Origin of the sequence: Streptomyces dangxiongensis, from assembly GCF_003675325.1 — a bacterium.
GTDB classification, from domain to species: domain Bacteria; phylum Actinomycetota; class Actinomycetes; order Streptomycetales; family Streptomycetaceae; genus Streptomyces; species Streptomyces dangxiongensis.
The window spans coordinates 1083746-1096219 of sequence record NZ_CP033073.1 but is presented as its reverse complement, the minus strand read 5'-3'; the positions used below and the strand labels follow the sequence as shown (position 1 = coordinate 1096219).

General features: G+C 74.1%; 2 protein-coding genes. Both read left to right on the top strand.

Features of this window, described 5'->3' with window-relative positions; translation table 11 throughout:
- Positions 1-12 precede the first annotated feature (12 nt).
- Positions 13-2547: an amino acid adenylation domain-containing protein gene (locus D9753_RS04730; RefSeq protein ID WP_121785852.1), complete on the top strand. Its 2535-nt coding sequence runs from the start codon at positions 13-15 to the stop codon at positions 2545-2547.
- Between the two features lie 372 nt (positions 2548-2919).
- The gene (locus D9753_RS04725) at positions 2920-12459 is read left to right on the top strand and encodes a type I polyketide synthase (protein WP_121785851.1); all 9540 of its coding nucleotides are present in this window, start codon (positions 2920-2922) and stop codon (positions 12457-12459) included.
- The last annotated feature ends 15 nt before the right edge of the window (positions 12460-12474 follow it).

The following is a 12474-nucleotide window of genomic DNA, read 5'->3' as shown; positions in this document are numbered from 1 at the left end:
TGTGGAGTGGACATGCTGGTGAAGGCGCTGGAGGAGCGGGCCGACACCGCTCCCGACCGTACGGCCCTCGAATGCGAGGGTGTGGAGCTGACGTTCCGGGAGGCGCACGAGCGGGCCAACCGCCTCGCCCGCCACCTGGTCGCCCTGGGGGTGGGGCCGGACAGCGTCGTCGCGGTGATGCTGCCCCGCTCCACGGACCTGCTGGTGACGCTGCTCGCGGTGCTCAAGGCGGGCGGGGCCTACCTCGCGCTCGATCCCGAGCACCCCGCCGAGCGCGTGACGTTCCAGGTCCGTGATGCCGCCCCGGTCGTGCTCGTGACGTCGGCGCGCATCGACGCCGACCGCACCGACCTGGGCATCGCCCGGGTCGTGCTGGACGACCCCGCGACCGCCGAGACGCTGGCGGCGCTGCCCGCCGGTCATCTGGCGGACGCCGAGCGGGCCGCCCCGGCGGGGCCGGAGGATCTCGCGTACGTCATCTACACGTCGGGTTCCACCGGCACCCCCAAGGGCGTCGAGATACCCGTGCGCGCCCTGCACAACCTGCTGGAGGCGATGCGGGAGCGGCTGGCCCTGGGGCCCGGTGACCGCATGCTGTCGGTCACCACCGCCACCTTCGACATGTCGGTCCCCGAGCTGTTCCTGCCGTACTACACCGGTGCCCGCGCGGTCATCGCGCCGCGTGCCACCGGGCAGGACCCGCGTGAACTGGGCGACCTGATCGTCCGCAGGGAGATCGGCACCGCCCAGGCCACCCCCACCCACTGGCACATGCTGGCCACCGTCAGCCCCGAGGCACTGCGCGGTCTGCGCATCCTCATCGGCGGCGAGGCGCTGCCGGAGAAGCTCGCGGCGACGCTCCTGGAGCTGGGCGCCGAGGTCGTCCAGTGGTACGGGCCCACCGAGACCACCGTGTGGTCCACCGTGCACCCGGTCACCACGCCCGAGGCGGCAGCCGTCATCGGCAAGCCCCTGCGCGACACCCGGCTGTACGTCCTCGACGAGGATCTCGCGCCCGTCGAGCCCGGAACCGAGGGCGAGTTGTTCATCGCCGGCGCGGGCGTGGCCCGCGGTTACCTGAACCGGCCGGAGCTGACCGCCGAGCGCTTCCTGCCGGACCGGTCCGGTGCCGGGACCGGTCTGATGTACCGCACGGGTGACGTGGTGCGGATGCGCCCGGACGGCGACCTGGAGTACGTCGGCCGCGCCGACCACCAGGTCAAGTTGCACGGCTTCCGGGTGGAGCTCGGCGAGATCGAGGCCGCTCTGGAGCGCTCCGAGGACGTCGACCAGGCCGCGGCGACGGTCCGCGAGGACCGGCCGGGCGACCGGCGTCTCGTGGCCTACGTGACGGCCGCGGCCGGCCGGGTGCCGGACGTCAAGGAGCTGCGCGACTCCATGGCGCGGACGCTGCCGCTGTACATGGTGCCGTCCGCCGTGGTGGCCCTGGAGGAGTTCCCGCTCACCCCCAACGGCAAGCTCGACCGCAAGGCCCTGCCGGCACCCGTCGTCGGGCACAACGCCATGGTCGAGACGCACCTGACGCAGTCGGAGCTGATGCTCAGCCGGCTGTTCGCCGAGGTCCTCGGCGTGGAGCAGGTGGGTCCGCGCGACAGCTTCTTCGACCTCGGCGGTTCCTCGGTGCTCGCGGCACGGCTGCTGGCGCGGGTGCGCGCGGAGATGGACCTGGAACTCCCGATCCGGATGCTCGTGGAGTCCCCGACGCCGGCCGAGCTGTCCCGGCGGCTCACCGGTGAGGAGCCGCAGGACTCGTTCGCCGTACTCCTGCCGTTGATGACGAAGGGCTCCGCGCGGCCGCTGTTCTGCATGCGCCACCTCGGCGGCACGGCCTGGTGCTACGGGGTTCTCGCCCAGCACTTCAGCCTCCACTACCCGATCTACGGCCTCCAGTCGCACACCTTCCAGGAGTCCGGCACGCCCGTCGACAGCATCTCGGCCATGGCGGCGGACTACGCGGACCGCATCCGCGGCGTGCAGCCCCACGGCCCCTACCGCATCCTCGGCTGGTCCTTCGGCGGCGTCCTGGCCCACGCCGTCGCCGCCGAGTTCCAGAAGCGCGGCGAGGAGATCGAGTTCCTCGGGGTGTTCAACACCAACCCGCACATCACGGACAAGGAGGACCGGGACGAGCAGGGGCTCATCGAGCTGATCCTCCTGATCAACGGCAAGGATCTCGCCGACTACGAGCGTCCGCTCACGTACGAGGACATCGCCGAGTTCGCCGACATGGCGACGAACTACGCCTGGCGCGGCAGGAAGAGCGCGGCGGAGACCTTCGTCGAGACCATGCTGACCGACCTCGGCGCATGGAAGAACCACCGGCCCGAGAAGTACAGCGGCACCATGCACCTGTTCGCGGCCGACCCCAGCCCGGTGGCCGAGACCGCCTCCAGCGAGGCCTGGGCGCCCTACGTGGCGGGTGAGATCGTCCGCCACGAACTGGGCTGCGGCCATGAGGAGATGCTCAGCAGCCCGCGGGTGCTGCGCAAGGCCGCCGAGATCGTCACCGGCCACCTGGGCGACTGACCCCGCCGGGAGCCGGCGAACTCTCCTTGTCCGGTTGTCTCCCTTCTCTGTCGTTCTGTCGTCGACGGAAGGCTTTCGGGGAGGAATTCTTTCTCCCCTAAAGTCCGCGTCAATCGCGAGCCGTTTTACAACGGGCGTATTCGGGCGGACGGCAGATAATGCAATGGCCGATCGTACGGCATCGGAGCATATTGCCGGCGGTCCGTCCTCCTAAACTCCACCGACATGAATTCTCGCCCCTCTGGTCGGGGAGATGTAGGGGGGGATAGGGGGCTGTCGAAGGGCGCCGTAAGGCACAACAATTCCGGATAGGGCGAATCATCTGCCATTGCGGGCTGCCCGTCTGCTGTCACCCCGGAGGGATGACGACACATGTTGCGCACGGAGCTGATCCGGCCGCTTCCCGAACTGCTGGTCCGCCAGGCCCGTCGCTTCGGGGCCAAGGTCGCCTACAGCGATGACCGGCGCAGTGTCAGCTACACCGAGCTGGAGCTGCGCACCCGTCGGCTGGCCGGCCACCTGGCGGAGTTGCGACTGCAACCCGGCGACCGCGCGGCCATCTGTCTGGGCAACCGCGTCGAGACCGTCGAGAGTTACCACGCGATCACCCGGGCCAGCGCCATCGGCGTCCCCGTCAACCCGCAGAGCAGCGACGCGGAACTCACGCACATCCTCGACGACAGCGGCGCCCGGATCGTCATCACCGACCACCTCCACGTGGAGCAGCTACGGCGACTGCTGCCGGACCGCCCGCACCTGACGGTCGTCCTGGTCGGCGACGAGGAGGTGCCGTCGGACTTCCTGCCGTACGAGACGTTCGCGACCCGTGACCCGGCCACCCCGGCCCGCGACGACCTAGGCCTGGACGACCTGGCATGGATGCTGTACACCTCGGGCACCACCGGCAGGCCCAAGGGCGTGCTCTCCACCCAGCGCAACTGCCTGTGGTCGGTGGCCGCCTGCTATGTGCCGGTGCCCGGACTCGGCCCCGAGGACCGCGTCGTGTGGCCGCTGCCCCTCTTCCACAGCCTGTCGCACATCGCCTGCGTGCTGTCCGTCGTGGCCGTGGGCGCCAGTGCCCGCATCGTCGACGGCCTCTCGGCCGAGGACGTGCTGACCGCGCTGCACGAGGAGCGCGCCACCCTGCTCGCCGGCGTCCCCACCCTGCTGCACTACCTTCTCGACGCCGCCCGTGAACGCGGCTTCGCCGCACCCCGGCTGCGCGTGGCCCTCGTCGGCGGCGCGGTCACCACCGCCTCGCTGCGCCAGTCGTTCGAGCGCGTCTTCGGCGTCCCGCTCATCGACGCCTACGGCTCCACCGAGACCTGCGGATCCATCACCGTCAACTGGCCCTCCGGCGAGCGTCCCGAGGGCTCCTGCGGCCTGCCCGTGGTGGGCCTTGGCGTACGGCTGGTGGACACCGAGACCGGCGAGGACGTCGCCGACGGCCAGGAGGGCGAGGTGTGGGTGCGCGGCCCGGGCGTCATGGCCGGCTACCACAACCAGCCCGAGGCCACTGCCGCCGCCTTCCAGGACGGCTGGTACCGCACCGGTGACCTGGCCCGCCGCGACCAGGCCGGCTACTTCACCATCACCGGCCGCAAGAAGGAACTCATCATCCGCGCCGGCGAGAACATCCACCCGGGCGAGGTGGAGGAGGTCCTGCGGACCGTCCCCGGCGTCGCCGACGTCGCGGTCGTCGGCAAGCCGCACGACGTCCTGGGCGAGGTCCCGGTCGCGTTCATCGTCCCCGGCCCGCAAGGACCGGACACGGAACGGATGTTCGCCGAGTGCCGCGAACGGCTCTCCTACTTCAAGGTGCCCGAGGAGCTGTACGAGATCGAGTCGATCCCGCGCACCGCCTCCGGCAAGATCATGCGCCATCGGCTGCTGGAGACCCACGCCCGGCTGCGCGCCACCAGCAGCGGCCTGTACGACTCACTGTTCCGCGTCGACTGGATCCCGAGTTCCCCGCTGTCCCTGGGCGGTCTCGAGCGCGCACCGGGCCGCTGGGCGCTGGCGGGTCCCGACCCCCTCGGCCTGGCCGGCGCCCTGGACGAGGCCGGCGTACGTTGCGACGTCCACTCCGACCTGGCCGCCGCCCACGCGGCGGTCCGCCCCCCGGCACAAGGCGGCCCCGACGTCCTGCTCGTGGACCGGACCGCCGACGCACCCGGCACGGCGGACATGTCCGGGTCGGGCGTACGGCGACTGGCCGCGGCCCTGGAGGACTGGCTCGCCGACGAGCGGACCGAAGGTGTCACGCTCGTGATCCTCACCCGCCGCGCCGTGGCCGCCGGGAACGGCGAGGACGTGCAGGACCTCGCGCACGCCCCGCTGTGGGGCCTGATCCGTGCGCTGCAGACCGAGCATCCCGGCCGGCTGGTGCTCGCCGACCTCGACGTGGACGGCCTCGGCGAGCACGGCGCACGGCCGTTGACCGCCGCCGTGGCCGCGGGTGAGCCGCAGCTCGCCATCCGCTCCGGCGTCGTCCTGCTGCCGCGCCTCGCCCGCGTCTCCATGGACCGGGAGGAACAGCCGCCCCCGCCGCTCGACCCGGACGGCACCGTGCTGGTCAGCGGCGCCGCCACCGCCCGGGGCAGCGCGCTCGCCCGGCACCTCGTGGCGGCGCACGGCGCCCGCCACCTGCTGCTGACCTTCGCCCCCGGCCACGGCGACGAGACCGTGCAGACGCTGCGCGCCGAACTCGTCGCGGCCGGGGCCCAGGTCACCGCCGTCGCCTGCGACCCGGGCGATCGGGCCGGGCTCGCCGCACTGCTCGCGGACGGTGAACGGCCGCCGCTGACAGCCGTGGTGCACGCCGAAGAGGCCACCGGTACCGGCACCGCGGCCGAGGCGGCACACGCCCTGCACGACCTGACCGCAGACCACGACCTGGCCGCGTTCGTCCTGTGCACCTCGCCCCTCGGCGTCCTCGGCGCTCCCGGCGCCGGCGAGGCCGCGGCCGAGAGTGCCGCGCTCGAGGCGCTGGCACAGCACCGGCGCGCCCACGGTCGGCCCGCACTGTGTCTGGCCTGGGGCCCTTGGCAGGACGCCGCGACCGAGGGCACCGGGGACGCGGTCCCCTTCGCGGCCGGCGAACTGACCGAACAGCAGGCCCTGGTGATGTTCGACGCCGCGCACGCCGCCGACGAGGCGGCGTTCGTCGCGATGCGCCTCGACAACGCAGCCCTGCTCGGCGGCCCCGTCCCCGCCCCGCTGCGCGGCCTGGTCGACACCACGGTCCGGCAGGCCCCCGCGGCGGCCACGGACCTGCGCGACCGCCTCGCCGATCTGCCCGCGCAGGAGCGCGAGGAGACGCTGCTGCGGCTCGTGCGCGCCGAGACGGCCGAGGTCCTCGGCCGCACCGACACGGACGGCATCCCGGCCGACCGGGCTTTCAAGGAACTGGGCTTCACCTCCGTCATGGCCGTCGCCCTGCGCGACCGGCTCGGCGCGGCAACCGGACTGCGACTGCCCGCCACCAGCGCCTTCGACCACCCCACCCCCGCCGCCCTGGCGCACCGGCTGCTGCGCGAGGTCCTCGGCGAACCCGCCGACGGTCCCGCCCGGCCCCTGCCCGCGGCGGCCGGCACGGCATCAGACGACCCGATCGCCATCGTCTCGATGGGCTGCCGGCTGCCGGGCGGTGTCACGTCGCCCGAGGAACTGTGGCGCCTGGTCGCCGAGGGCGCCGAGGGCCTCTCACCTTTCCCGGCCGACCGCGGCTGGAACCTGGAGGAGCTGTACGACCCCGACCCCGACGCCGCCGGCACGTCCTACGTCGAGGTGGGAGGCTTCCTCGACGACGCCGCGGGCTTCGACGCCGGCTTCTTCGGCATCTCCCCGCGCGAGGCGCTGGCCATGGACCCGCAGCAGCGGTTGCTCCTGGAGACCTCGTGGGAGGTCTTCGAACGCGCCGGCCTGGACGTGACCGCCCTGCGCGGCACGGACGTCGGTGTCTTCGCCGGGGTCATGTACCACGACTACACCTCGCGGGCGGTGCGGCCCGCGAAGGAGATCGAGGGCTACCTCGGCGTCGGCGGCGCGGGCAGCGTCGTCTCCGGCCGGGTGGCGTACACCTTCGGCTTCGAGGGTCCCGCGGTGACGGTGGACACCGCTTGCTCCTCGTCACTGGTGGCCCTGCACCTGGCCGCCCAGGCGCTGCGCTCGGGGGAGTGCTCCCTGGCGCTGGCCGGCGGTGTCGCGGTGATGTCGACACCGGGCAGCTTCGTGGAGTTCTCCCGGCAGCGGGGTCTCGCCGCCGACGGCCGCTGCAAGGCGTTCGCCGCCGCGGCGGACGGCACCGGCTGGTCCGAGGGCGTGGGCCTGCTGCTGCTCGAACGGCTTTCGGACGCCCGCCGCAACGGCCACGACGTCCTGGCGGTCGTGCGCGGCAGCGCGGTGAACCAGGACGGCGCGTCCAACGGCCTGACCGCGCCCAACGGCCCCTCCCAGCAGCGCGTCATACGCCGGGCCCTCGCCAACGCCGGCCTGACACCCGCGGACGTCGACGCCGTCGAGGCGCACGGCACCGGCACCTCCCTCGGCGACCCGATCGAGGCACAGGCCCTGATCGCCGCCTACGGACAGCACCGCCGGACCGGCGAGCCGCTGTGGCTGGGCTCGCTGAAGTCCAACATCGGGCACGCCCAGTCGGCCGCCGGTGTGGCCGGTGTGATCAAGATGGTGGAGGCGATGCGCCACGGCGTGCTGCCGAGGACGCTGCACGTGGACGCGCCGACGCCCGAGGTCGACTGGTCCGCCGGCACGGTGGAGCTGCTGACCGAGGCCCGGGACTGGCCCGAGACCGGCCGCCCCCGCCGCGCGGGCGTGTCCTCCTTCGGCATCAGCGGCACCAACGCCCACGTCGTCCTGGAACAGGCCACCGACGAACCCGCCCCGGCCGGCACCACCCCCGGCGGCACGCGGGAGCGTGCGCTGCCCGAGGGGCTCGTCCCGCTCGTGCTCTCCGCCAGGTCGGCGGACGCACTGCGCGCCCAGGCCGCACGCGTCGCCGCCCTCCTCGCGCAAGATCCCGCCCCTTCGCCGGCCGATGTGGCCCTCACGCTCAGCGGCCGGGCCGCCTTCGAGCACCGCGCGGCCGTCGTCGCCGACTCTCCGGAGGAGGCCCGGCGCGGCCTGACGGCCCTCGCCGAGGGCGACGACACGGCCGACGTCGCCACCGACGGCAAACTCGCGATCGTCTTCGCCGGACAGGGCGCGCAGCGCGTCGGAATGGGCCGCGAACTCCACGCCGCCTTCCCGGTGTACGCCCGCGCCTTCGACGAGGTCTGCGCCGCCCTGGACCGGTGGCTCGACCGCCCGCTGCGCGACGTCGTCCTGGCCGGCCCTGGCACCCCCGACGCGGACCTGCTCGACCGGACCGCCTACACCCAGGCCGGCCTCTTCGCGGTGGAGGTGGCCCTCTTCCGCCTGGTGGAGTCCTGGGGCGTACGGCCCGACCTCGTCGCCGGGCACTCCATCGGCGAACTCGTCGCCGCCCACGTGGCCGGCGTCTGGTCCCTGGAGGACGCCGCCGCCCTCGTCGCCGCCCGCGGCGCACTGATGCAGCGGCTGCCCGAGGGCGGCGTCATGATCGCCGTCCAGGCCACCGAGGAGGAGATCGCCCCCGAACTGCGCGACGGCGTCGCGATCGCCGCGCTCAACGGACCCGAAGCCGTGGTCCTCTCCGGCGACGCCCCGGCCGTCGAGGCCCTCGCCGCCCGGTTCGAAGCCCGCGGTCGCAAGACCAGGCGACTGCGCGTCTCCCACGCCTTCCACTCGCCGCGCATGGAACCGATGCTCGGCGCCTTCCGGGAGGTCGCCGCCGGACTGACCTTCCACACCCCCGCCCTGCCCGTCGTGTCCAACCTGACCGGCGCCCTCGCCGACCCCGCGGAGCTGTGCGCCCCCGAGTACTGGGTGCGCCACGTCAGGGACACGGTCCGCTTCTCCGACGGCCTGCGCACCTTGCGCGAGCAGGGCGCCCGCACCGTGCTCGAACTCGGACCCGGCGGTGTGCTGACCGCCATGGCCCAGGACTGCCTGCCCGACGACGTCGACTGCGTGGCCGCGCTGCGCGACGGCAGGCCGGAGCCGAAGGCGCTGCTGACCGCCGTCGCCCGCGCGCACACCCGGGGCGCCCGGGTCGACTGGCCCGCGCTGTTCGCCGGCAGCGGTGCCCGTCGCACCACGGTGCCGGCCTACGCCTTCCAGCACGAGCGCTACTGGCTGGACGCCTCGGACCCCGGTGCCGCCGGCGGCCTGCACGCCGCGGGCATCACCGCCGCCGGCCACCCTCTGCTCACCGCCACGGTCGACCTGCCCGAGGCCGACGCCGTCACCTTCACCGGACGCCTATCCCTGGCGGCTCAGCCCTGGCTCGCCGACCACGCCGTCGACGGCACGGTACTGCTGCCCGGCACCGCCCTGGTGGAGATGGCCCTGCGCGCCGGCGACGAGATCGGCCACGGCACCGTCCGCGAACTCGTCCTGGCCACCCCCCTGGTCCTGCCCGACAGCGGCGCCGTACGGATCCGCGTGCACGTGGGGCCTCCCGACGAGACCGGCGACCGACCCGTCTCCGTCCACTCCCGGCCGGACGGCGGCGACACGGTGTGGACCCGCCACGCCGGCGGCGTCCTGACCAGGACGGCCGACGACTCCGGGACCGGCCAGGACCCGTGGCCGCCCACGGACGCCACCGCCGTGCCCGTGACCGACTTCTACCCGGAACGCGCTGCGGCCGGATACGAGTACGGCCCGGCCTTCCAGGGCCTGCGCGCGGTGTGGACCCGCGGCGAAGAGGTCTTCGCCGAGGTCGCCCTCGACGACGAACTCCACGCGGACGCCGAACTGTTCGGCCTCCACCCGGCCCTCTTCGACGCCGCCCTGCACCCCAGCGCCCTCGGCGCCGTCGCCGAACCGGACGACGGCCGGCGCCTGCTGCCCTTCGCGTGGCAGGGAGTACGGCTGCACGCCGCGGGCGCCACGGCTCTGCGGGTCCGGCTGACCCCCGCCGGGCCGGACGAGGTGGCCCTGCGCATCACCGACGCCACCGGCGCCCCGGTCGCCGCCGTCGACTCCCTCGTCCTGCGCCCGGTGGCCGCGGAGCAACTGCGCCCGGCCACCGAGCCGCGCCACGACGCGCTGTTCCGTACGGTGTGGACGGCGCTGCCGGTGGAGGCGCGCGCGGACGGGCTCGACGGCATCCGCGTCCTCGACGCCACCGGCACCGCGACCGGCACCGGCGCGGAGGCCGTGCGCGTGCTGACCTCACGCGTGCTGGCAGACCTGCAGGCGTTCCTCGCGGACCCCGGCGACGACACCGCGCGGCTGCTGGTGCTCACCCGCGGCGCGATCGCCGTACGCGGCGGCGAGACGGTCACCGACCCGGCGGGCGCCGCGGTCTGGGGCCTCGTGCGCTCCGCCCAGTCCGAGAACCCCGACCGCCTCCTCCTCGTCGACCTCGACGGACACGCCGCCTCCCGTGACATCCTCACCGGCGTCCCGGCCGCCGCCGCGGCCCTGGAGGAGCCGCAGCTAGCGGTACGCGAAGGCGAAGTCCTCGTGCCGCGACTCGGCCGGACCACCGACGACGCCCTGACGATCCCGGACGGCGCCCGCACCTGGCACCTGGACACCACCGGCCCCGGCACCCTGGAGAACCTGTCCCTCGTACCGGACGCCGAACCGGGACCGCCGGCACCCGGCCAGGTCAGGGTCGCCGTACGCGCCGCCGGCATGAACTTCCGGGACGTCCTCATCGCCCTGGACATGTACCCGGGCCGGGCCGCGATCGGCGGCGAGGGCGCGGGCGTCGTCCTGGAGACCGGCCCCGGCGTCACCGGCCTGGCGCCCGGCGACCGCGTCATGGGCCTCTTCCCCGGCGGGGCGTTCGGGCCGGAGGCCGTCACCGACCACCGCAGACTCGTCCGCGTCCCCGCCGGCTGGAGCTTCGCCCAGGCCGCTGCCGCACCCGTCGCCTTCCTCACCGCCCTGTACGGGCTGCGCGACCTGGCCGGCCTCCGGGCCGGCGAGAGGGTCCTCGTCCACGCCGCGGCCGGTGGTGTCGGCACCGCCGCCGTCCAGGTGGCCCGCCACCTGGGTGCGGAGGTGTTCGGCACCGCCGGCCACGGCAAATGGGACGCCCTGCGCGCGGCGGGACTCGACGACACGCACATCGCCGACTCCCGTACCACCGGCTTCGAGCAGCGCTTCCTGGAGGCCACCGGCGGCCAGGGCGTCGACGTCGTCCTCGACGCGCTGGCCGGTGAGTTCGTCGACGCGTCGCTGCGTCTGCTGCCGCGCGGCGGCCGCTTCCTGGAGATGGGCAAGACCGACGTCCGCGACGCCGCCGAGGTCGCGGAGCGCCACCCCGGTGTGCGGTACCGGGCCTACGACCTCGCGGAGGCGGACGACGACCGGCTGCGGCAACTGCTCGACGAGCTGGCCGACCTCTTCGAACGCGGCGTTCTCGGCCCGCTGCCGGTGACGGCGTGGGACATACGGCGCGCCCCTGACGCCTTCCGGCAGCTCAGTCAGGCCCGCCTCGTCGGCAAGGCCGTGCTGACCGTGCCGCGCCGCCCCGATCCCGAGGGCACCGTCCTCGTCACCGGCGGTACCGGAGCCCTCGGCGCGCTCGTCGCCCGGCACCTCGTCACCGAGCACGGTGCCCGCAACCTGCTGCTCACCAGCAGGCGCGGCCCCGACGCTCCCGGCGCGGCCGAACTCACCGCAGAACTGACCTCCCTGGGCGCATCGGTACGCGTCGCGGCCTGCGACGCCGCCGACCGTGACGCACTGGCCCGGCTCCTGGAGTCCGTACCGGACCGGGCGCCCCTGACAGCCGTGGTCCACACCGCGGGCGTCGTCGACGACGGCGTACTGTCCCTGCTCACCCCGGAGCGGATGGCCACCGTCCTGCGCCCCAAGGCCGACGCCGCCCTGAACCTGCACGAACTGACCCGGGACCTGGACCTCGCCGCCTGGGTGCTGTTCTCCTCGGCCGCCGGTGTCCTCGGCAACCCCGGACAGGCCAACTACGCGGCGGCCAACTCCTTCCTCGACGGGCTCGCCCGGATCCGTCACGACCAGGGGCTGCCCGCCGTGTCACTCGCGTGGGGCCTGTGGTCGTACGCCAGCGACATGACCGGCGCGCTCGCCGTGGCCGACCTGCGGCGCACCGAACGCGCGGGCATGCTCGGCCTTGCGGCCGACGAGGGCCTGGCCCTGTTCGACGCCGCCCTGACGGCCGACGAGCCGGCCCTCGTACCGACCCGGCTCGATCTGTCCGTGCTGCGCGGCCAGGCAGCCTCCGGCGGGCTCCACCCGCTGCTGCGCGGACTGGTCCGCGCGCCGCGCCGCGCCGCGGGAGCCGGTCCGGCCACCGGCCGCACGCTCGCCGGACGGCTCGCCGCGCTTCCGGCCGACGAGAAGGCCGCCTTCGTCCTGGACGTCGTCCGCAAGGAGGCCGCGGCCGTCCTCGGCCACACCGACGCCTCGCTGATCCTGCCCGACCGCGCTTTCAAGGAGGCCGGCTTCGACTCGCTCACGGCGGTGGAGCTGCGCAACCGCCTCGGCAAGGCCGCCGGGAGGAGGCTGCCGACGACCGCCGTGTTCGACTATCCGGCGCCCACCGCGCTCGCCCAGTACCTGCTCAAGGCCCTCGACCAGGAGACCGACCCGGTCACGGCAGGACTCGACGCCCTGGAGAGCGCGCTCGACGCGCTCCTCACCCAGGAGCTGACGCACTCCGGCGTCCACTCCCGGCTGCGGTCCCTGGGCACGCGGATCCAGGAGGCCGTGAACGGCACCACCGCGGAGACCGCCCCCACCACGGACCGGCTCGAAGACGCCACCGCCGACGACGTCTACGCCTTCATCGACAACGAGCTCGGACTCGGCTGACCCGCCGCCCCACCC